Below are 24131 nucleotides of genomic sequence, written 5' to 3'. Positions count from 1 at the left end.
ATTACTGGAAGCAAGTCGACCAGATTTTTAATTTATTTTCGAAAGACATTGTATTTGCAGGACTAGTTGAAGGCATCACATTATACGTGATGCCTTCTATTTGTCCAAACTTTTTTACGAAATAACGGTGACTTTCTTTTCCGTTAAAAATTATTTTGTGGATAGCTGGGAATTCCTTGAATAAAGATTCAAAATCATTTTCTTTTTGATTTTTAATATGGACATCTAAACTTCCTTTTCGTTCGCAATTTTCTAAAACATCCCACAACCCCAATTTGTTTGACTGTAGCAGTTTTATTTTTTCTTCGAAAATTTCTGAAACAGGTAATGTGCTAAAAAGACTATACATAATTTTCCAAAAGTGATTCCTTTTGTGTGCGTAGTATTCTTGCTTTTCAAGAGAGGCAATGCCAGGCATCGTTCCAATATTAGGATTTCTGTTTGTGGGTTTATAAAATGGGGAAATGAAGTAATCATATAACAGATTATTTATTACGTCTTTCTTTTTCGATAATCGCTAAAGCCAATCTTATTTTGTCGTACGCTATTTTTTCTTCAAGATGGTCGTAGTAGGGTTTTAAAGTTGTCGGACTTTCTAATTGTAACTTGGCTTTAGAAATTAAAATCACTTCATCTTCAGAAACAAATTGGTATAAGTCAATTGCTTCTCCATCCAAATATAGTTTTGCTAAATGGGACATGATAGTGCTAATGCCAAGTTTGCGTTTCAAGGCAATTTCTTGAGTAGCTAATCCACTTTGAAATAATTGTAGTGTTTCTTTGTAGGTTCCTGCTTCTTTTTTTGGTTTTACTACTTTGTTTTTTTGAAATGCAATTATTGCTTTTATAAAGACATCTCCATATTTTTCCAGTTTTGCTTTTCCTACTCCGTCAATGGTAATGAATTCATCATCGCTCATGGGTCTGATTGTTTCCATTTGGCGTAAAGCGGCGTCACTGAAAATAACATATGCAGGAACACTTTCTTCTTTAGAAATTTCATAACGCAATTTTCGTAGCGTTTCAAAAAGAGAATTGGCAGCTGATTTGCTTTTGGTTTCTTTGATTTCTGTTTTTTCAGTATTGACTTTTATAACCGTGGTCAATTGTACTTTGTCTCCTTCAAATAAAACTTCACGTGCCAATGCGGTGAGGCGGATTTTATTTTGACGGTGAAAAGCAATTTCGCAAAGTCCCTGATTAATCAGTTGAATGATATACTGATTCCAGTCGTACCAAGAGATGTCGCTTCCGACAGCGTAGGTTTTTAAGTTTTGATATTCATTTTCGAATATATAAGCATTCTTAGAACCTCGTAAGAAATCAATAATAACGGGCAATGGTTCTGATTCTTTCAAACGAATAATAGCAGATAAAGCTTTTTGTGCGATGATTGTTCCGTCAAAAAATTCAGGCGGGTTCTTGCAAATATCGCAATTCCCACAATTTTCAGTTACTAATTCGCCAAAATAGGAAAGTAGTATCTTTCTTCTGCAGCTTAAGGCATCAGCATACTGTTTCATTCTTTCGAGCTTCGCTAATTGTACTTCGGCATTTAAACCCTGTGAAGCAAATTTTTGTAATTGAATTACATCGCCATAACTCTCGAATAAAATAGTTTCAGAAGGCAGGCCGTCGCGACCAGCTCTTCCAATTTCTTGATAATAACCTTCGATATTTTTGGGTAAATTATAATGAATAACCCAGCGAACATTTGATTTGTCGATTCCCATTCCAAAAGCAATCGTGGCACAAACCACTTGACAATCATCATTAATGAAGTCATCTTGGGTTTGCGATCGTACCGAGATGTCTAGACCAGCATGATATGCTTTTGCGTTTACGCCTGCTTTTTTAAGTTTTGCGGCAAGTTCTTCAGTTGTCTTTCGACTTAAGCAATAAATGATTCCAGATTCGGTTGGTTTATCGCTTATGAAATCAATTATTTGTTTTACTCTGTCGAGTGCGGGACGTACTTCTAAGCTAAGGTTCTTTCGATCAAAAGAAGAAATAAATGACTTCGGATTTACTAAGTTTAATTGTTGGCTAATGTCCTTACGTGTAGCTTTATCCGCAGTTGCAGTTAAAGCTAATATTGGAGTAGAAGGGAAGCGCTTTTTTAAATACCCAAGGTTAGTATATGCGGGTCTAAAGTCATGTCCCCAAGAAGAAATACAATGTGCTTCATCAATTGCTATAAGACTTATGGTGATTTGGCTAAATGCATTTTCTAAATAGGATAAGCTCTCAGGGGCTACATAAACCATTTTGACTTTATTGTCTTTTAGGTTTTGAATGTGTAATTGCTGTTCTTCATTCGTTTGACTGCTATTGATAAAGCAGGCATCAATTCCGTTTGCTTTTAAGCTGTCCACCTGGTCTTTCATTAAAGCGATCAGTGGTGATATTACTATTGTAATTCCAGGAAATAGAAGTGCCGGTAATTGAAAGCAAATTGATTTTCCGCCACCCGTTGGCATTATTGCCAGCGTATCATGACCGGATAAAATGGTGTTTATGATTTGCTCTTGATTGGTTCTGAATTTTTCAAATCCAAAATTTTCCTTTAAAGAGTCATGTAATATTTGAGATGTGATCATTTAGGGAGTAGTGCCTTTTAGTATTACTTCGATATAAATTATAAAAAAGATAAATTTTATTAATCTGCTAAAAAAAAGGAACTCGATTAAGAGTTCCTTTTGTATTTTTAATTGAAGTTAATCTTCATCTTCGTCGTCATCATCAGAATAATCAGATTTGTCTGAATCTTCATCATCTTCATCAGAATCTGGTTTGTCTCGATTGTCATCCTCATCCTCATCATCGTCGTCATCGTCATCCAAATCAAGCCCTTTTATTGGGATGATTGGTTCAATAACGTCATCGATTTCATCATCTTCATCGTGGTTTTCGATACGGTCAGCCAATTTCATACTTACTTTTACTAAGTAAATAGTATCTTCAGTTCGTACTTCAACAGCCTCAATTAATTCGTTTTTAGCATTTCTAAAACGAACAATATCGGAGTCATCATAACCATCAGGAAACTTTTCTACTAAAAGGTTTAAAATTTCGTTGGTCAGTTTTGCGTAATCAACAATTACTCTTTTCATAATGATATTCTATAAGTCTAATAAATAAGCGAAAATAAGAGGCGCCACAATTGTAGCATCAGACTCAATAATAAACTTAGGAGTTTTTATATCTAACTTACCCCAAGTAATTTTTTCATTTGGCACTGCTCCAGAATACGAACCGTAACTTGTCGTTGAATCTGAAATTTGGCAGAAATAGCTCCAAAAAGGGGTTTCTGGCATTTCCATATCTTGGTACAACATTGGAACAACACAAATTGGGAAATCTCCGGCTATACCACCACCAATTTGGAAAAATCCAACTCCATTAGCAGAATTTTTAGGGTACCAATCGGCTAAAAATGTCATGTATTCTATTCCAGATTTCATCGTAGAGACTTTTAAATCTCCTTTAATCACATAGGAAGCAAAAATATTTCCCATAGTACTATCTTCCCATCCTGGACAGATAATTGGCAAGTTTTTTTCTGCTGCGGCATACATCCAGCTGTCTTTCAAATCAATTTCGTAATATTCTTCTAAAACGCCTGATAAAAGCATTTTGTACATATATTCATGCGGTAAATAACGTTCTCCTTTGTCATCAGCGTCTTTCCAAATTTTGTAAATGTGTTTTTGCAAACGACGGAATGCTTCATGCTCAGGAATACACGTATCTGTTACACGATTTAAACCTCTTTCAAGTAAATCCCATTCTTGTTCCGGAGTCAAATCACGGTAGTTTGGTACTCTTTCGTAGTGTGAATGAGCTACCAAGTTCATGATGTCTTCTTCTAAATTTGCACCTGTACAAGAAATAATTTGCACTTTGTCTTGACGAATCATTTCTGCAAAAATCTTTCCGATTTCGGCAGTACTCATTGCTCCCGCAAGAGTTACCATCATTTTAGCTCCATTTGCAAGCTGTTGTTCATAGCCTTTTGCTGCATCTACTAAAGCCGCAGAATTGAAATGCAAATAATGCTTTTCTATAAACTGACTTATAGGTCCTTTACTCATTTTGTTTGGTTTAAAGATTTAAAAATCAATTCATTGAATGGTTAGATCCAAATATAATAATTTTTAAATTGACTAATTGTGTATTTATTTGTTTATTTTTTGTCGTAACCTAAAATTTTTAACACATCGTCGGCTGTTTGTTGTTCTGAAAATACTTCAGTACCGATAATCCCATTTTCATCTCTATTGATTAAGATGTGTTTAGGTTGAGGAATCAAACAGTGATGTAAACCTCCGTATCCGCCTATTGTTTCTTGATAAGCACCTGTATTAAAAAAGCCTATGTATAACGGTTTCTCTTTATTGTATTTTGGCAAATAAATGGCATTCATATTTTGCTCAGAATTGTAATAATCATCACTGTCGCAAGTCAAACCACCTAGTAAAACCCGTTCGTAGGTTTCGTTCCAACGGTTGATTGCCAACATAATAAAACGTTTATTAATCGCCCAAGTATCAGGTAGAGTAGTGATAAAAGAAGAATCGATCATGTTCCATTTTTCTCTATCATTTTGTTGTTTTTGATACAAAATTTGATAAATAGCGCCTCCGCTTTCTCCTACAGTAAAAGAACCAAATTCAGTAAAGATATTAGGAACGTCAACCTCAGCTTCGTCGCAGGCAATCTTGATTTGATTGATGATTTCGTCAATCATGTATTGATAATCATATTCAAACGCCAATGAATTTTTTATAGGAAATCCACCACCAATATTTAGACCATCCAATGTGGGACACTCTTTCTTTAATGCGATATATACTTTAATACATTTTACCAACTCATTCCAGTAGTAAGCTGTATCATTGATTCCAGTATTGATAAAAAAGTGCAACATTTTAAGTTCTAATTTATCATTATCTTGAATCTGCTTTTTGTAAAAACTAACAATGTTTTTATAGCCTATTCCAAGACGGGAAGTATAGAACTCAAATTTTGGTTCTTCTTCAGCAGCAATACGAATTCCAATTTTGAATTTTCCTTTAATTTCTGCCTGAAGTAAATCCAACTCTTCAAAATTATCAATAATGGGAATAGTGTTTTTATGCCCGTTATTAATTAACCTTGCAATATTTTCGATGTATTGGTCTCTTTTAAAACCATTACATATAACGTAAGTACTTTTGTTTATTTTTCCATTTGCCATCAAATTTTCAACAATATTTATATCGAAAGCAGAAGAAGTTTCGACGTGAATATTATTTTTAAAAGCTTCATTCATAATGAATTCAAAATGGGAGCTTTTTGTACAATAGCAGTAATAGTATTTTGCCTCGTATTTGTTTTTCTCCATCGATTTACGAAACCAATTTTTGGCTTTGTTGATGTTATTTGAAATTTGAGGTAAATAAGTAAATTTTAATGGGGTACCATATTCTTCTACGAGTTTCATCAAATCAATGTTGTGAAACTTTAGATTGTCTTTGTTTAAAGTAAATTCTTCTTGTGGAAAGTAATACGTTTGATTTATTAGATCGGAATATTTTGTATTCATTTAGCTTGTAGTATTGTAGATTAATTAAATTGGTATTAAGAATTAAACTAATTTTCAAACCCTAATGTTTGCATAAATAATCTGAAGTTTTTCATGATCTACTTTTAAATGATTAGACAAGTCAAAACAAAAAAAATCTTTGATCGAATAAAAAAGCTTCAATATCCTTAGAAAAGACTTATTGTTTCTGTTTTCATTTGAACTGTAATTCCGTTGTTTTTGATTGTTTTTCATTGCAGCAAATGTAAAAAATAATATATACGTAATCCAATCCTTTTAACTAAAAAATATTTAAGATTTATAATCGTTAAATGCTTTAAGAATTAATTCATTTTCAACAGATTGATTTATTTTTATTTTACCAATGCCTTCTATTAGGGCAAATTGTATGGTACCATACTCGTTTTTCTTGTCGTGAATGAGTAATTCTAGTATAGGGTCTATGTCATTTTCAAGAAACACGATATCATCAAAGATAGACTTTATTGTAGTTTTAATTTGGATATACTCGCTTTCACTTATTAATTCTTTTTCGAAAGAGATATAACTTTCCAAAATCATTCCTACCGCAATGGCTTCACCATGCAATAAGGTAGTTTTATTTTCATTCTCCAGAAAATAGCTTTCAATCGCATGACCCAGAGTATGACCGAAGTTTAATGATTTCCGTATATTTTTTTCAGTAGGATCTAATGTTACGATTTCATTTTTAATTGCAACAGAGCGGTAAATAAGCTCATCAAAATCAGCAAAGTCAATCGCTTTTAAATCTAAAAACTGTTCCCAATATGCTTTGTCAAAGATTAAACCATGTTTTAGCATTTCGGCTAGACCAGAACGCATTTCGTTTTGAGGTAGTGATTCTAAATAGGCTGTATCTATGATTACCATTGCTGGTAGGTTGAAAACGCCAATTTGATTTTTTAAATTACCTAAATCTACTCCGTTTTTCCCTCCCACGGAAGCATCTACCATAGACAGTAGGGTTGTAGGGATATTAATGAAATCGATACCTCGTTTGAATGTTGAAGCAACAAAACCTCCTAAATCAGTGACAACACCGCCACCAAGATTTATGACAAGGCTTTTTCTGTCAGCGCCAAGTTCAGTTAGTACATTCCATATTTGGACGCAAGTCTCAATGTTTTTGTTCTCTTCACCCGCTTCAAATTCGATAATTTCGATAGTAAGGTCTGTCTCTATATAAGGTAGAAATGTAGGTAAACACAATTCATTTGTATTGCTGTCTACTATAATAAACAAGTTAGAGTACTTATTGTCTTTTAAGTGAAGGTTTAGAGCGTCATATCCCTTTTCATTAAAATAAATGGGATAATTACTTGCTTGAATCGTTTGCATCTTATTTGATTAAATGAAAGTGCAAAATAAGGGATTTTTTGCCTAATTCTATTCAAAAAAACACTCATATTTATTTATAAATTTAACAAATAAGGGGAAATATATTTTATAATACATTAGTAAGCTCCTAATGTAGCAGGACAGTTAGTTATTTTTCAGCTGTATTTTTTTGTTTTCAACCAAGCTTATTTACTTACATGTATCTTCATTATTTTTTATAAAAAATAACCCATTGCCAGTAGATACTCAGAGTTCTTATCATTAAGGTGCGGGGATTTAAAGATTTTTTTCAAAGAGGGATTGCATTGCTGTATTGTTTAAAATTTGCTACTGGGTTGTAGGATAAAATCAATAACATAATAATAAAACTCAATGTGATAAATTTAAACTAATTATAGTTTGCGTTAAGAACTTAAACGTTAACTTTATTTTGTAAATTATTATATTTTCAAACGCATAAAAAATAGGTGTTGATTTTATTTAAAATTTTCATGCAAATGTTAATTTATATTTTAATTGATAAAACATACTATTTTATCGAGGTCTTTATTTATTTTTGCTTCATAATAGCTATAATAATTACGAAATTAGTAACATGGAAAAAATATTCAATAATACACAAGTGGCCTTCGCATTAAAAAGCGATACAGAACTTGATAGAGCTTACTTTCTTTTTAAAATGATTTCAAACGAGCCATTGGTTCGTATAGGAGCTGTGGTTACTAATTTTGCATTGAATATTAATCTTCCAGTAGAAGGTTTGATTCGTGCCACTGTTTTTGATCATTTTTGTGGAGGAGTAAACTTGAATGACTGCCTTTCTGTTGTTGATAAAATATATACTAAAGGAGTTTCGTCTGTGTTGGATTATTCAGTGGAAGGAAAAGAGGATGAACATCAATTTGACGCTGCACTGGAAATGACTTTAAAAACCGTAGAATTTGCCAAAGAACGTCAATCAATACCTTTTGCAGTTTTTAAACCAACGGGTTTGGGGCGTTTTGAATTGTATGAAAAATTAGGAGAAAAACAGACGTTAACTTCAAAGGAACAAGAGGAATGGGATAAAGTTGTGGCTCGTTTTGATTTGGTTTGCAGTGAAGCTCATAAAAATAATGTAGCATTGCTTATTGATGGAGAAGAGAGTTGGATGCAAGATGCTGCTGACGAATTAGTTATCGATATGATGCGTAAATACAATAAAGAAAAGCCAATTGTTTTCAATACATTGCAAATGTACCGTTGGGATCGCTTGGATTATTTGAAAAAGGTGCATGAACAGGCAAAAAAGGAAGGCTTTGTTATCGGAATGAAATTAGTTCGTGGCGCTTACTTGGAAAAAGAAAATGGCAGGGCTAAAGAAAAAGGGTATCCATCACCAATTTGTTCGTCAAAGGAAGCTACAGATGCTAATTATGATGCAGCGGTAAATTATATGATTGATCATTTAGACAGTATGTCTCTCTTTCTAGGCACCCATAATGAAGAAAGCACTTATAATTTATTGGACTTGATGAAGGAAAAAGGAATAAATACTAAGGATGAGAAAATTTGGTTTGGCCAATTGTATGGTATGAGTGATAATATTAGTTATAATTTAGCTGATCATCATTATAATGTTGCCAAATACTTACCTTTTGGTCCTGTAAAAGATGTTATGCCATACTTGATTCGTCGTGCAGAAGAAAATACTTCAGTAGCTGGGCAAACTAGTCGTGAATTAGGTTTGATAAAGGCAGAACGTAAAAGAAGAAAAGAAGATTAGGTATTCTTTTAAAAATAGTAAAAAGGTTTCGCTTTAACGGCGAAACCTTTTTTGTTTTCTAGTGTTTTCATTTTAGAAAGAAACTTGAAATTGTAGTACGACCATATCTTTGCGGTCGCTTTGCGGGTATTTAGCATCTGATACTTTTTCGAAAATAGCTCTGCTTTGGTACCCTAAACTTAATTTAGGCCCTAAAGTTCCCGTTAGGTAATAATTTGCTCCTAACTCATACATAGTCATAGGGCTGTCTAGTGCTTCCAAATCGGCGATTTGACCCGCAGCATAGGCTTGAATTCTTCCTTTTACAGCTGCATCTTTAGGTTTAGCAAATAAATATCCTATTTGTCCATAATAAATATTTCCAGTCCCAACAGCTATAAATCCGTTTCCTGAACCATTAATAAGAGAAGCATCAGCAATTGCAGGGTTAGGAGTCGTAATACTACGGATGTAGTTTTTTCCGAAATTGCAATTGTTGTAAGCAGCGTAAAGTGTTAAAGCGTCTCCTTTATTGCTCATTGGTTTATCATAAAATACATCTAAACCTAGGACGTTCATATCATCATATAATACTGCTGCAGTATTGTTAGGATCTACTCGCCACATTGATTTGGACTGTGTCAGGTAACCGAGAGCAATATTAAAAACTTTTTTAGTACCTAGATAAGTTCCTTTGTTATAAGGATCGGTATTTGATTCTTTGTCTGCAAAAGCATAAGTCAAAATTCCTGAATATTGAGCTCTTGGGGTATGAGTACTTATAGTAGAATTAAGATTTAAGGTGCTAGTTGCATTCCTGTAAGGATTTGTAATCGCTACTCGATAACTTAATTTATCAAACATTCCTTTAGCATAAATACTTAGATTTCTATTTCCAAAAGTGGAGGAAATATTAATGTTTTGCTGGTAAATAGGAGCGTCGAGGGTAAGATGCGAAGAAGAGCTGTTAGCTGAATATCGAGTTGTTCCTGCTCCCCAAGCTGTTAATCCACCACCTAGATGCAATTTATCATTAAAATGGTATTCTCCTATAGCATCTAAAACAGATAATGGAGTATTTGATGGGCCGGTATTTTGCGTAAAATTAATATTATTTTGCCCTAACTGAATGTGAAAAAACACATTGTCAGTAAGCATTCCCATCGCTTGCAAGCGCAATCGTCTAATAACAATATCAGTAGATTGTGCTACAACATTATCTCCAATTTTACTATTTGGGTTTAGTTCTGTATAACGCCCCCACAATTGAAAATTGGCTCCAAATTTAATGTATTTTTTCCCGTCTTCAGATAGGTTTACTTTAAATGGGTTTTTGGTTTCTTGCGCTTGGAAGGCAACAGATTTTAAAAACAGCAAGAAGATTAGAGCAGCTGTTTTAGTTAATTTTGGTTTCATTGATTGTTTTTAGATTAAAAGTCTGTAAATTGTAAGTTGCTTAAATTTTTATATTTACCATTTTCTAAAGCAATCAGCTCTTGATGTGTACCTTGTTCTGTTATTTCGCCATTGTCAAGTACTAATATTTGATCAGCACTACGTATAGTAGAAAGACGGTGAGCAATAATGATACTTGTTCTTCCTTGCATCAATATTTCTAGGGCTTCTTGTACTAATCTTTCACTTTCACTATCTAGAGAGGAAGTTGCTTCGTCGAGGATCAATATGCTTGGGTTTTTAAGTAGTGCTCTAGCAATTGCAATACGTTGTCTTTGACCTCCTGAGAGTTTAATTCCTCTTTCTCCCACAATGGTCTCAAATTTTTCAGGAAACCCTTCGATAAAATTAAAGGCATTGGCTTGCTTAGCAGCTAAAAGAATTTCCTCTTCTGTTGCATTCGGTTTTCCGTAAGCTATATTTTCTTTTATAGTTCCTCCAAATAAAATGACATCCTGAGGCACAATACTCATATTTCCACGAAGATCTTCTAATTCGTAATCATAAATATTTTTTCCGTCTATTAATATTTCACCTGAATCAATATCATAGAAACGCAATAATAAGGAAGCAATGGTTGATTTTCCAGTTCCACTAGGACCAACAATGGCAATTTTTTGACCAAAATTTGCAGTAAAATTGACATTCTTTAATACTTTTATTTCCTTTCTTGAAGGATAACTAAAGGCAACATTTTTGAAGGTAACGTTTCCCTTAATTTTTTGAATCGGAGAAGTACTTTGCTTTGAGTTGATTTTCTCTGGAGTTTCCTCCAATAATTCAAAAACACGCTCGGTGGCTCCAATCGCTTTTTGGATTTGTGCATATAATTCGGCAATTCCTCCAAAAGAAGCACCTACAAAGGTAGAGTACAATACAAATGAAATCAACTGGCCTACACTCATTTCTCCGCTAATACTTAATCGAACACCAAACCAAACTACGGCTACTATGGCTCCAAAAAGACAAAAGATAATAAAGGAAGCAAAGTACCCTCTGTATTTTCCGCCTTTGATGGCTAATTTTACTACTTCTTTTATTTTTCCATCATAACGGGCAATTTCGTACCATTCATTGGCGAAAGCCTTCACTATACTAATTCCCTGCATCGTTTCTTCAACGATAACCTGACTTTCTGCTACCTGATCCTGAACGTTTTTTGAAAATTTACGAATAAACCGACCAAAGATAACTGCCGCTACAGCCACTAATGGAACGACTGACAGCATTAATAAAGTAAGTTTGATGCTTTCGGTTGCAAGTAATGCTACTCCACCTATAATTAAAATTAACTGTCTTAAGAATTCAGCAATGGTAGAAGTTAAAGTGTCTTGAATTTGTGTAATGTCTGAACTAATTCTACTGTTTAACTCACCAACACGCTTTTGCGAAAAGAAAGACATAGGCAGCTTGACTAGATTACTGTATAATGACAGTCTAAGGTTAGCCAAAGTATGCTCCGTAAAATTGATGAAAAGGGATAATCTAAAAAACGAAAAAATGGATTGCATAAAAAGAATACCGATCAGAAATAAAGCAATATTATTAGCATCAGTGTAACTTTTATTCTTCACACTGTCAATTAACATTCCCATTAATTTAGGGAAGGCTAAAGCCGTGGCTCCGGTGAGCAATAAAAAAAGTAATCCTACATAAAACTTCCAACGGTGATTGTCTGCGTATTTAAATATAAGAGTTGCTTTGTTGAGAGAACTTACTGTAATTTTTGATTTGGGTAAATCATTTTCTTTGAACCTTGCCATTATTTGCTATTTATGATGCAAATGTAATACTATAGTGATTCATTATCAAAAAAATAGTGAATAGGAGTATTGGTATTAATGCGCTGTCAGTGAGAACGAAAGGGATTTAGACGAAAATATTATTAATTTATTTTCATTTTTTGCTTGTAAATATCAATTCTAGATGTATATTTGCACCAGCAATAACGAAGAACATCTTAGTCGAATTGCTACTAAAATAGGGCGATTAGCTCAGCTGGTTCAGAGCACCTCGTTTACACCGAGGGGGTCGGGGGTTCGAACCCCTCATCGCCCACCACTTATTCAGGAATTATATTACAAAGTTCCACAATCTTAAAGAATACCTGCAAATTTCGGATTTGCAGGTATTTTTATTTATACTTGTTTCTCCAAAATTTTCAAAAACGCTCAAAATTACATGGCATTTTTATGGCACTTTTAAATTTAGAAAAAATGTGCCACAAAATAAATATTAAATCATTGATAATCAACATGTAAAGCACGTTAACGACTTGATTTTAAGACGCTATAATTCGACATTTACTCATTTAAATCGTTGAATTATGTTAGAAAGTAGTTTTGGATTAACCTTCTTTTTGAAGGTTCCACGAAAAAAAAGCAATCTCAGGTATATTTACCTAAGAATTACCGTTGATGGGATCCCTAAGGAAACTTCCACCAAACGCAAATGGGATATTACCAGATGGGATCAAAAAGCAGAAAGAGCTATAGGTACAAAAGAAGATGCGAGAACCACTAATTTTTTTCTTACTACAATTGAGACTAAAGTCAACCAGTATAGAAATGATTTAGTTTATGCAGAGCATTTTATTACTTCCCAAAAGATAATAGATTTTATTCTGGGACGAGTAGCCCAAAAGGTAAAAGTACTTGAAGAATTCCTTAAGCACAATGATGAATTACTTGCCCTTGTAGATACAGGGGAATACGCCATTGGAACACATGAACGTTTTGAAATATCCAAAAAGCATATACAAGAATTTCTTTCTTTCAAATTCAACTTGGAAGATATGGAGTTTCGGGACTTGAATTATGAATTTATAAAAGACTATGAATTTTACCTGAAGACAGTAAAGAGCTGTAATAACAATACTGCATTAAAGTACATTACAAATTTCAGAAAAATTGTAAGACGGGCACTTGACAAGGAAATTATTAAGGAGGACCCATTTAAGAAATTTAAAGGAAAAAAAACAAAAACGTGGAAAAAACCACTCACTGCTGCAGAACTGCATAAGATTGAAAATCATACTTTTTCTACGCCAAGATTGACTGTTATTCGCGATGTATTTATCTTCCAATGTTACACTGGTCTTGCGTACATTGATGCGTTTCAACTTAAAAAAGAAGACATTAAGATAGGAATTGATGGTGAATACTGGATTATGTCCAACCGCCAAAAAACAAAAGTAGGGACAAATGTTCCATTACTGCCAAAGGCTCTTGAAATTATAGAAAAATATAAAGACGATCCGCTTTGTCTTTCAAGAAGAAGTGTTCTTCCGGTAAAATCTAATCAAAAAATGAATGCTTACCTAAAAGAAATTGCTGATCTATGTGGAATTACTTGTGTATTAAATACGCATAAGGCGAGACGAACTTTTGGCAGTACAATAACACTTGCTAATGACGTGCCGATCCATATTGTGAAAGAAATGCTCGGACATCAATCAGTACAACAGACTGAAGAATATGCAATAACCGAGCAACAGACAGTTGGTCGACAAATGATTGAATTGAGAAATAAACTAAATAAAAAAGTCTCTTTCGACGCTGACGATAATTTATCGATTTTAGAAAAACTTGAAAAAGAAATCCTAGATTTAAAGAAAAAATTCAATATAGAAGCGAAAAAAAATGACTTCTAAAATTTCCCTTGGGTGAATTTCAATGCATTGATGCTTTAAGTACATGAGTCACAAATCTAAGATTTATTTCACTTTCATAGGGCGGATGATTACAAATTAGTCTTAAGGCTTTTCTGTGTTCCATAAAGTTATTTGGTATATTTGAATAAAATAGATTACAATTACTTTACACTAATAGAGTACTATAGGCAATCTGTTGTGATAAAAATCTTTAAAAATATTTTATGATTCAAAGAATGCCTTTATCCGAATTTCCTATTGGTACGAATCAAGATACTGATATTAAGAATGCTTATTACTGGTTTAAAGAATTTATTTCAGAAAAAAACTGGGAACGGAGAAAAAATGAAGTCGAAAATTATCTAAGCAGTATTGTAAGGGCTTCTCGGTCCTTTTCAGAACCAATAAATGAAGGCACACTGCTTGTAATTCAAAAAGACCAAATTGGTTGGTACTTGTATCTTGTACATACCTATCTTTTTGAAGCCCACAAATATGAGTATTATCAAGGAGCAAGAGTATTGCCTATATTTAAGCGCATTGGGATGAATCTTGATCTAGTAAAAGATATTGAGGGCATTAATAAAAAAATGAAGGATTTATTTAAGAAGAGAACATCAGAAGCTGATGCAATATTGTTTGAAATATTAACAGCACTTCTGTGGACAAGAAACGGATGGACTGTTAAAGTTATAGAGGAAGGCAAATCAGGGAAAACTCCAGATTTTTCTGTATCAAAAGGTAATATGGAATGGCAAGTTGAATGTAAAAGGCAAAAAAAGTCATCTGACTACACTTACAGAGAAACTAAAAAAAGGCAACTCCTTATATCCGAGATTAGTAAGATGCTGGTACAATATAATGCGTTGCTGCATATTACTTTCCACGTTGAGTTAATTTCCTTGCCGGACACGTATTTAAAGGATGTTCTTGAAAATTTAATGCCAACGACAAAAACTCCAGGAAGGATAGTTTCCAATAGTAAAGTAGATATAGATATGTCATTTGTTGATATAGCATCCATACAGAATCATTTAAAAACTAATTATGTAAAAATGAACTCTCCCCAACATTTGGAACTTATTGCTAATAAAGAAGTTGATCATTCCAGTTTCACTTCAGGTTTTATTGGACACTTTTTTTACGTTGGAGACGATAATGCAAACAACTTATATATCTCGGAAATAATTAATGCCTTTGGGGTTCATTGTTATTGCGATGCCAGTGAAGCTGTATTTTCAAAAGCTAGGGATGTCAGAAATCAAATTAATGATGCGATAAAGCAGTTTAGCCCTGATAAGGATGCCATTATTCATATCGGAATGGAAACATTCGATGGACCAGAGGTTGAGAGAGCTAGATTGGAAAAGATATTGTATTCAATGGGCAGTATTGATACTCATCAAAATAAGCTATGTTGGATTTATTATCATTATTTTCAATCTTACACGAGATCATATATGGACTGGTTTTTTGATGAAACAGTAAGTACCGCTACATCATTCATTAATCCTGTTTTTCCAATTGAAAAAACTTTCCTGATTATTCCTGAAGATGAAATTTCAATTGAAAACGCTTCTCATTGGGATAAAGACCTACCCTAATAGCAGTATATTTTAGTATTCTTAGAAAGTGACATACTAAAGCTTCTTATAATGGGTAGCCTTTTTACCGCTCTTTCTTATTTATAGTTTTTTGTGATCTCTTTCCAAAAATCTAAAGCTCTGTAATCTTTGACTCTTTTGCAAATCAATTTCTATTTCATAAGCAATCTTTCCATAAAGATTAACATATGAAGCCTATGATTTAAAGTTTTGCTCAAAAGACGTTTCAATCTGTTTGAACTTAACTCCTAAATAAATTCAATATCAATCCCTAAGTGACTACTTATTTGTTCCTCCGTGAAAACATTAGGCACAGCAATACAAGCAAGTGTTTCAGGACGGGATAAAGCTACATATAGCATTCTTTGTTTTTCATCGGGCAAAGCAGCAGGTGTTTTAAAATCATGTAGCGAAAAATTTGCTCCCTTACTGTCTTTGCTTAATACAACCATAACCGAGCTGAAGGTCATTCCCTTTACTTTATGAATAGTTGAAATTGGGTAAGGAGTATCAATAGGGGAATAAAGAAGATTTTTTAAGTTTTGTGAAACGTAAACCTTTCCCTTTTTCTTTAATTCTAAATTAACATCTTTACCGAACGTAGCTTTGATATATGCAGTGCTTTTTGTAGTCCAATCTTCTAGAGTGTCGTCTATCGATGGCATATTTAAAAGGAAGTCAAAAAGCTGAATATTGAGGTCGGTATCGTCTTTGAGTCTTTTTACTTCGTCGTTTTTAGTCTTGTAGTCAGAACCTCCAACAGTGATTTCTGCGTAGAATACCCGCAAAGCGTCAATACAAGCTTTACTGTTTCCGCCTGTAAAGTGCAACTGCACTTCAATTAGCATTTTTGACAGACCATTTTTCCACGGATTTTCAGACGGGGTTTTAACACCGAATTGCTCTAAATGTGTGCCACCACGAACAAGGATGTAATTTTTCCCATCCGGATCAATCAACGACCGATACTTTTCAATTAGGGCAGGAAGGTCAGCATCATCATATCTAATGACTTTCAAATTGTGATCAGTTTCATGCTTACCAGTCGCAGTAATTGAGGCTTCCTTTACATTTCTAAACATGCTGTAGGCATCTATAATTCTTTGAGAGGAGCGTCTACAATTGTTAAATCTTAGTGCCTGCCAATTTTTTGTGTCCTCAAAACGACTCACAAACAAAGCAGGTTCTGCTTCGCGAAATTCGTAAAGACTTTGGTAAGGGTCGCCGACAAGTTCAAAATTTTCAAGCCCAGCTTCAATCAGCTTGTCGAAAATCTTGTATTGTAACCCTGATGTATCTTGCGCTTCGTCCACAATTATATAAGGAAAACGCTTCACTAGACTTTTGGCTATTTCAGGATATTTTTCTAATAGTTTGTATGCAAAAAAAGCGGAGTCATCATTATTAAGGTAGCCATTTTTGTACTGCCACTCCTTAAATTTTTTAGCAAATCGACTGAACTCCGCAGCATCGACAATCGCGGGATTTGGTGCACTTCCATCCCAACTTATTGAGCCATCAAATTCAAATTTTAGTTTGGACGGTGGATAAGAAACGGACAATGGTTGGTTTCTCAGATTTTTAAACCATCCTAAATTCATGCCATCTAGAAAGCTTACTGTATTTAAGATTGAAGGACGACGTGATGGTACATTGAATAAATGATAAAATGGTAAAGTAATATATTGATTTATGAAGCTATCTATTGTTGAATTTAGATGGGGATATGCTAGTCTTCGATTTGAAATACTCTCAAATTTTTCTGCTATTTCGTCTTTGGCAACGTTGGTAAATGAAAGGCATGCTATACCTGCGTACTCACCATGAATCCTTGCGCATTCTTCTGTCAATTGGGTTAATTTGTAGGCTATCGCACTCGTCTTCCCACTTCCTGGACACGCGTTAAGAACTATTCGACCTCTTGCTTCAAGATATGGCCGATTATCATCAGTTATCTCAAATCTCATTTTCTACTGGTAACATGCTTAATAGACTTTGTTAGATATGGAGGTACATTAAAAACGACGACATCTTGGTTTTGTACTGCTGTTTCCAGCGTCAGCGAAAAATCTTGCGCAAAAGTTGCTTTCGACGGAAGTGCCTTCCACACAAGTATTGCTAGTTTTTGCCTTTCATGAGCTGAAAACACTTCATTCGGCAAAGATTTTAGATATCCTTCAATTGTTGCATACTTTTCTGTGACATTCGTTGAGAGATACTGAATTAAAAAATTATTTGAAAAATCGGTTTTGTTTAGAGCTATGTTAGCTAGAGCAATTTCGTACTCCAATGTCTTAAATGCCGTCATTAGTTTGACATTAGTTTTTCGAGAATGAATTGCCGACGCCAAGTTGCCCGTCCGGTTGTTGATCCCCGAACCATACAATCCAGTACGAAAACCGTCCAACGCCTTGAAGTTTTTAGCTGATAGAGTCTTAAATGTTCTGTCATGTTTTGCATAACGGTCGTCATCTGTAATAATAGCTGCTGGATGTCCCAGTCTCTTTTCAGGATTAGGCGAGTTGAAAAGGTGTATAAAGGCGTAAAAGGATATTCCGTCAACGCTTATTAGTTCTATTCTGCGATCTTCAAGATTTAGATTGAGATATTCGGCGAACGCTCTCACCAATAATTTTTCGGAGATACCTTCAACGAATAAAATTCCTCGTGCGAAAAATAATTGGCTTTTGGTAACATCTAGGTAGCGTTCTAATTGTTTCTTCCTGTTTAAAAAATCGTGTGCAGTCATCACAATCTTTTTGGCTGATTGCTCAATAACTTTCTCTATATCACGTCCGTCAAAACAGCCTCCAATATTTACAGCATTTTCCTTTAAGAGAATGAGATTGTCCAATGCCGCCTTTGACGTCAAAGTAGGCGAATGTGACGTAATGAATAACTGGCAGTTGTTCGGAGTACTTGCGGTTCTCAAAAAATTGTAAAGATTTAGTTGCAATTGCGGATGTAAATGTGCTTCAGGCTCTTCAATGAGCAAAGCAAAATGCTGATGTGGGTTGTCAGCGATTCTCTCGCGAATGTCTCCTAAAATAATTGCCACATATATCAGGTTATTAAAACCTAAACTATTTTGCCAAAGGTTGAATCCGTCATCAATCAATGAAGTTTTGTCATGAGGTAAATAAGGCTTAATTACGTTTACTATGCTTTCAATGCGTGAGGATTCTTCTATACGCAAACCAATTTTGTTATCGCTCGATATTTTAAAAATGTCATCGAGATGGAGATTGACACTCGTTCGGGTATCTTCAACTTCAGGACGTCCCAATAAACTTGCATTCGCTGTTTGTATAATATCTTTAAAATGCTGTTCGGATTTTGCACGTTCAACTAGTCGCTTAATTACAGACCCCAACATATTCGACTTTACATTAAGTAAATCTGTTGTGCTATCTCGTAATGCACCCAGATAATAATGCTGGAAAATTTCAAAAGTTCCTGAATCTGCTTTCTGTTCTGTGGTTGCTCCTGTGAAATACGAGAATTTTGGGTAACCTTTGTCTTGAAATTCATATATCAATGTTATCTGGGCGTAGTCATGCACGGGATCTGTCGCATCCATAACCAAATATTCATACAACGCACCTTTTTCAGCGGGCGAAAGCTTTCTAAAAATGTATTGGAGTTCAATTCTCTTACATTGCGTCGACGTTGCGGTATCAAAGTAGAAATCTTCTAGATTAACGTATATGTCCTTTTTTTGGTTACCCAAATTGTACATCAACCTAATTGCATCTATGATGGCAGTTTTACGGCAGCCATTTTCGCCTATAATAATATTTAACTTTGAATCGAAGTTGATCGAAAGCGACGAAACTCCTTTGTAATTTTTTATATTAATTGTTGCTAAATACATTTAAAAATTTTAAATTTTTCACGGACATACTGAACTTTCAAACTGATCTCGATACTAGCTTTCCTCTTTGTAATAAATTTTATAGAATTTCTTCCCAGCCTCATCAATGCCTTTTTCTATTAGCTCTTTGTCTCCGTGGATATAGATGTGAAAATTTTTATCCAATTTTAGAACACTTTTAAAAATTCGTGATTGTTTTTTTGTGGCTGTTTCAGATATTGAAAAATTATCTGCAATCTCAAGACCTTGCTCTTTTTCAAATCGGTTTTTATAGCTTTTAAAACTTTCAGTAATTTCAGGGTCATGTATTACCTTTTTAGAAAAGTCTTCAAACTCAAAAATATTTTCCTCTTTAAAAAAATCTACAGACTTATTCATATAATCAACCTGTTCCGTTTTAGAAATATTGAATTTAGAAGGGAGTTCTTCACTAATAAATTTTTTACATAGTGACATCGCGTTTTGCGTATTGTAAAATCCGTCTTTTCTTGGACGCACATGAAGAAAATCATTTACCCAATATTGTGCTTCATTAGTTTTGTTTGTGTTATCTACCACTGACACCAGGTATCCATTTTCCTTATTTGTATTGAAAATTAGGCAACCTTTATCGAGTTTATTAATATTTGTTCCCTGTAAGCTTTCAATCTCAAAACTATCAGGCAACGGATTTACTTTTAAAAAAGAATCTTTATTTTCCGATTTAAAAATACCAATTGCATCAGTAATTTCATCTTCTACTAGACAGTCCTTGAAATATAGTACATATAATTCTCCACTTTTTACCTTAGCATGTGTACTTTGATCATACAGATGGCTCACAATACTTTGAGATACTTCAATTAATCTTTCATTATCGGAAAACAACGTTTCTACAAAACTATATAAAGGATTAAGGCTAATATTATGAGTATAAAAGAACTCATGGAACTGGTCAAAGTTGAAGGCATTTTTAGCCTGCTGCAAAATACTCGCCTCAGCATTTTGAAAGTCTGTTTCAACTTGCGAGAATTTAACCCCTTCGCCTCTTGATTTATTTCCCACATAATGAATTGCCATTTTTTTGATGTGCTCTATTGAAATCTTCATGAAGGATTATTATTTAATTGTACATATAAAGGCACCATGCCATTCCCTCCAGTAAATTCGTCAACTGTATGGAAATATTCCATATCATTTTGCTCCCAATACTCTTTAGGAGCATGCTCAACCATAAAAATCTGGAATTCATTTTTCAGTTCCTCGACTATATATTTTAAAAATGAATTGAGAAGGCTGAAGGCATCTAAAAGTTTAGCCTTATCGTTATTTTTTACATCTCCCTCACCGGAGTAGTACGGGAAACTGGGTTGGTCGATAAATAAAAACTGTGGCACATGTTTTTGTTCTACTTTTATCATGTGTTCATGCAATCCAAGATAAAAACAGAGATGCAGGAACATGTAATTGGATGAGCTGCCGACAGTTTCAATCTCGAAAAGCTCCGAAGGGCTTTTCAATTTCAAGAATTTATCTTCAATTGAAAAACGGATTTTATAGCCGTTATAATTTGGCATCGAATTGACAAGGTCATAATTCCTTTGTATAGCTTTGTCAAGCTCTTCGCTCATCACAAATTTTGTACTATCAATATCATTTATTAATGATTCCAATGCTTCGGACTCCTTCACAAGCAGCTCCAACTCTTTAACTTCAGTCGTTGTAATACTGTTTCTCTGCTGTTCAATTTGCGCAAGTCTTTGCTTAATAGTACCCACAAAAATGTATTTAGTAGCTTCGCTTGAAAATGTTGGCTTTACTTTCGGTAGATCTGCTATTTGTTTTACAATTTTTTGCTGTTCTTGTTTTAAGGCTTCCAGATCTTCCTGTAATGTAAATGTTTTAAAATCTGATTTAAGATAGCTGCGCTTTATATCTGATAAGGATTTCTCAAGCTCACCCACAAAAAGTAAAACTTCATGGGATTTTATAATCTCATTGAAGTTTTCATTAATGTATTCAATTGGTTTTAAACTGTCTTCGTAGCTGGATAAGTTTTTATTGTAATCGGCAATTTCTTTTTTGTACCTCTCAATGGAATTGATTTTACGACTTACTTCTCTTTTTTGCTTATTTAATCCATCAATAGCAGAGAACGTTTTCTCGTTGTCAGCTAATACAGTATATTCCTCCACAATTCCACTTAAAATGGTGGTAGTCTCGATTGGTGTGGTTTCAAAATCAGGACTAAGAAGATTATTTTCTTTACATTCCCGAACAAGGGCAAACAAGCTTAAATCTATATTTTCTTTTTTCTTGCGTTCGCTATTAATCCGTCTGGTTACAGAAGCTATTTCTTTATTTAAATCATCTAATTTCTTCTTATTTTTCATATTCTCCATTCTGTCAACACCAATTGCCATCAACAATATCTGCTCAAGAGTCTCATCAGTATCTATTTCATAAAAGCTTCTATCGAAATAATTATTTGTGGTAATAATTATATCAGCCGATATGGATGTGAAAAGCAAAAATTGTCTGTAGCTAAAGGTTTTTAGATTATTTAAAAGGTAATCTTCAGATGTAGATATGCCAAATTCTGTATTTAGTATTTCTCTTAAATCATCAATTGTGGCATTGGCATATGGAAATTCAGGTTGCTCTCCAGTGTCAGAAAAAAAAATTTCAGATGACACAGTTCCGCTGTTGGCGCCTTTTCTCGCAATAACAAAGTTCTTTCCATTAATATGAAAATCAATTAAATACCATGAGACGTTTTCGTTTATAGTTTTTTCAATTATCCTGTTCTTATTTGATAGCAGACAGTAATCAATAACACTTAAAAAGCTCGTTTTGCCTGTCGTTGCATCCCCGGTTATGACATTAATTTTATTGGGAAGGAAATTATAGATTTTAGGCTTTGATTCATTTTTAAACCATAGCTTAATATTGTTGAGCCTAAATTTCATAATCTTATTTTTAATATTTTATATAATGTATTGGTTTCATAGCCTGAGGTCAGGTTGATAAAATTTTGCATTTGCCCTGATATATTTTCCAATCTATTGCTTAATGGTGGTTTCGAAAAATCAGTATGATTTGCATTGTAAAAAATTTTGTTTTTCCTTGTCGTCAAGACTCCCATTTCTTTGAGAAGTGTTAGTGAATTGATAGAAATAGGAATGAGATCGAGATAGCGGTCATTAAAATTTGCAAAAAGTGCAGGGTGTTTGCTAACTAATTCTCCAAAATCGGAAAAACTACCTGTCCTCATCTTGACAATGATTCTGTCTTCAAGAACTATTGGTAGGACAAGTAAAAATCTCGCAATTTCAATTTCATTTAAGAGGTGTAGTGCCTTTTCTAGTACCAATGACGCGATTGCTTCATTGTTATACACATAATAGCTTTTACTCATTGCTTATACTTGTTTTCCCAATCCAGATGCCATCCTATTAAAGGCTCGTTTGAAAGTAGGTAAAACTGCCCATTACTAAATTCTTCTGTAAGTTCGTTGTTCTTGATACTTAATTTTTCCCTTCGCATTTCATTAACGCATGCAATTGCACTTTCTTTTATCTCTTCTTCAAGATCGTCACTAGAAATCCCTGTTGTCATTTTTTTCTTAATTTCCCTGTATTTTTCTTTGAAAATCCGCTGCCATCTGAAAATAGCATCCTTATCCAAACTTGCTTTATCCGTTTCTAACAAGTCACCTTCAGTAACCCAGTCTTTAACCTGGTTAAAGAATTTTAGCATCGCTGTAGTATAATTTAAAATTTCTTCGTCCTGGTCAGTTTCACCGATTTCAATTAGTTGCTTTATAAACAGTTGCTCCTTTAACTTGTCAGGGAAAATTAATGGTAGGTTTCTAATGGGAAGATTGTTAGAAGCATACGCAAAATCGAAGCAAGTTTTGTATTTGTTTGAGAAATCTTCAAAAGTGATACTAAACTTTCCTCGTCCGGCAATAGTTAGGAATTTATCAACTTGGATATTTGTATAAAAAGCATTAAAGACGTCATCAATTCTCTCCGCCCTTCTGATTAATTTATGGATTCTTCCTTTTATTTGTGAGATAATATTTTCCTGATCCGACACTATATTAATCTTAGATAAAAAACTTTTTTTGACTTTTTGGTTCAACTTTATTAATTGATTTATTTTCTCTTTTAAAATATCGTCAGAAGTTCCTGAAGACAAAATTAAAATGTATGCATTCATTTCTTTTATGTCAATCTCGCCAGCTTGAAGTTTTGCAAGATTTTCCAGAAAAGTATTACTGTTAATAGATTTATTGGTGACAATAGTAAATGAAGTGTTTAGAATATATTTTTCTGCATCAGCTGCTGCGTTCACAAACGCAATCCAGTTGGAGATTGTTTTCCATAAATCAGAATCTCTTTCGGTAAGATTTATTTTTTCACCAGATGCATTTGTTTGGATTGTATGCTTCATTTGCAGCAATTCTAAATTTCCATTTGGAAATTCGATGTGAATATCATCAAGAATCTCAAATCCAAGCTTTTCTCCTGGATTTAAATCCAAGGATAAGTATAGAAAATAAAAAATTTGATAATCAAATCCTATTAATTGGGGGCCTGCAGTATGCTCGGTATGAATTTTTAAAGTGTCGGATATCATTTTGCAAATAAATAGTTAAATCAAATTTCAAACTAGGAAACATGTTAAAAGTAGTAATTTTTTTATTAACGTTTTTTTTTAATTTTTAAAAACACTTCTTTTTGATTTCTTTTTTCGAAATGACATACTATCAAATAAAAACAAAGTGAGAACTATATTATATTAATTAAAAATAAACAAATATTATTCTTTAATACAAATCTTTTTTGCGGAAAACCACATTGATTCTTTCA

At 33.6% G+C, this 24131-nt stretch carries 17 protein-coding genes and 1 tRNA gene; 4 read left to right on the top strand and 14 right to left on the bottom strand.

The annotated features are described in order from the left end of the window. Position 1: 1 nt before the first annotated feature. The 6 genes from QO200_RS04110 to aroB form a co-directional block, all read right to left on the bottom strand. Complete coding sequence (locus QO200_RS04110; RefSeq protein ID WP_371536712.1) at positions 2 to 418, bottom strand: DNA-deoxyinosine glycosylase; 417 nt, start codon at positions 416 to 418, stop codon at positions 2 to 4. 67 nt (positions 419 to 485) lie between these two features. Further along, positions 486 to 2600, bottom strand: a complete 2115-nt coding sequence (recQ, locus tag QO200_RS04105; RefSeq protein WP_371536709.1) for a DNA helicase RecQ — start codon at positions 2598 to 2600, stop codon at positions 486 to 488. A gap of 117 nt (positions 2601 to 2717) precedes the next feature. Next, positions 2718 to 3113: a DNA primase gene (locus QO200_RS04100; RefSeq protein ID WP_371536705.1), complete on the bottom strand. Its 396-nt coding sequence runs from the start codon at positions 3111 to 3113 to the stop codon at positions 2718 to 2720. A 9-nt stretch (positions 3114 to 3122) separates the two neighbouring features. After that, positions 3123 to 4094, bottom strand: coding sequence for a deoxyhypusine synthase family protein (locus QO200_RS04095; RefSeq protein WP_371536702.1), 972 nt, complete (start codon positions 4092 to 4094; stop codon positions 3123 to 3125). 92 nt (positions 4095 to 4186) lie between these two features. Continuing rightward, positions 4187 to 5587, bottom strand: coding sequence for an arginine decarboxylase (locus tag QO200_RS04090; RefSeq protein WP_371536699.1), 1401 nt, complete (start codon positions 5585 to 5587; stop codon positions 4187 to 4189). 291 nt (positions 5588 to 5878) lie between these two features. Beyond that, entirely contained in the window at positions 5879 to 6946 is a 1068-nt protein-coding gene (gene aroB, locus QO200_RS04085) for a 3-dehydroquinate synthase (protein WP_371536697.1), read from the bottom strand. A 595-nt stretch (positions 6947 to 7541) separates the two neighbouring features. Between aroB and QO200_RS04080 the strand changes: the two genes are divergently transcribed. Continuing rightward, positions 7542 to 8711 (top strand): proline dehydrogenase family protein, encoded by a 1170-nt coding sequence (locus QO200_RS04080; RefSeq protein ID WP_371536694.1) that lies wholly within the window; start codon positions 7542 to 7544, stop codon positions 8709 to 8711. Positions 8712 to 8783: 72 nt separating this feature from the next. On the opposite strand, the gene QO200_RS04075 is transcribed toward QO200_RS04080, so the two are convergent. Next, positions 8784 to 10106, bottom strand: a complete 1323-nt coding sequence (locus tag QO200_RS04075; protein WP_371536691.1) for a porin — start codon at positions 10104 to 10106, stop codon at positions 8784 to 8786. 14 nt (positions 10107 to 10120) lie between these two features. Next, a complete protein-coding gene (locus QO200_RS04070) occupies positions 10121 to 11908 on the bottom strand; it encodes an ABC transporter ATP-binding protein (RefSeq protein WP_371536689.1) in 1788 nt (595 codons plus the stop codon). Positions 11909 to 12128: 220 nt separating this feature from the next. Here QO200_RS04070 and QO200_RS04065 point away from each other — a divergent pair. The 3 genes from QO200_RS04065 to QO200_RS04055 all read left to right on the top strand — a co-directional run bounded on the left by QO200_RS04065 (position 12129) and on the right by QO200_RS04055 (position 15401). Further along, a tRNA-Val gene (locus tag QO200_RS04065) sits at positions 12129 to 12206 on the top strand. 265 nt (positions 12207 to 12471) lie between these two features. Further along, the gene (locus QO200_RS04060; RefSeq protein WP_371536686.1) at positions 12472 to 13797 is read left to right on the top strand and encodes a site-specific integrase; all 1326 of its coding nucleotides are present in this window, start codon (positions 12472 to 12474) and stop codon (positions 13795 to 13797) included. A 236-nt stretch (positions 13798 to 14033) separates the two neighbouring features. Further along, a complete protein-coding gene (locus QO200_RS04055; RefSeq protein ID WP_371536684.1) occupies positions 14034 to 15401 on the top strand; it encodes a hypothetical protein in 1368 nt (455 codons plus the stop codon). A 248-nt stretch (positions 15402 to 15649) separates the two neighbouring features. Here the strand turns inward: QO200_RS04055 and QO200_RS04050 are convergent, their stop codons facing one another. From QO200_RS04050 to QO200_RS04025, 6 genes are read right to left on the bottom strand one after another with little or no spacing between them, the layout of a single operon-like run. Next, complete coding sequence (locus QO200_RS04050) at positions 15650 to 17368, bottom strand: UvrD-helicase domain-containing protein (RefSeq protein WP_371536682.1); 1719 nt, start codon at positions 17366 to 17368, stop codon at positions 15650 to 15652. Continuing rightward, positions 17365 to 19275, bottom strand: coding sequence for an ATP-dependent endonuclease (locus tag QO200_RS04045; protein WP_371536679.1), 1911 nt, complete (start codon positions 19273 to 19275; stop codon positions 17365 to 17367). The genes QO200_RS04050 and QO200_RS04045 overlap by 4 nt, the downstream gene beginning before the upstream one ends. A gap of 54 nt (positions 19276 to 19329) precedes the next feature. After that, complete coding sequence (locus tag QO200_RS04040; RefSeq protein WP_371536677.1) at positions 19330 to 20364, bottom strand: nucleoid-associated protein; 1035 nt, start codon at positions 20362 to 20364, stop codon at positions 19330 to 19332. Continuing rightward, positions 20361 to 22223 (bottom strand): DUF3732 domain-containing protein, encoded by a 1863-nt coding sequence (locus QO200_RS04035; protein WP_371536674.1) that lies wholly within the window; start codon positions 22221 to 22223, stop codon positions 20361 to 20363. The genes QO200_RS04040 and QO200_RS04035 overlap by 4 nt, the downstream gene beginning before the upstream one ends. Continuing rightward, positions 22220 to 22672, bottom strand: a complete 453-nt coding sequence (locus QO200_RS04030) for a three component ABC system middle component (protein ID WP_371536672.1) — start codon at positions 22670 to 22672, stop codon at positions 22220 to 22222. The genes QO200_RS04035 and QO200_RS04030 overlap by 4 nt, the downstream gene beginning before the upstream one ends. Further along, entirely contained in the window at positions 22669 to 23898 is a 1230-nt protein-coding gene (locus QO200_RS04025; RefSeq protein ID WP_371536671.1) for an ABC-three component system protein, read from the bottom strand. Before QO200_RS04025 ends, QO200_RS04030 begins: the two co-directional genes overlap by 4 nt. Positions 23899 to 24131: the final 233 nt, after the last annotated feature.

The sequence above is a fragment of the Flavobacterium sp. Arc3 genome (assembly GCF_041431375.1).
Lineage (GTDB): Bacteria > Bacteroidota > Bacteroidia > Flavobacteriales > Flavobacteriaceae > Flavobacterium.
The sequence above is the reverse complement of the archived record's forward strand: the minus strand, read 5'-3'. Positions and strand labels throughout refer to the sequence as shown.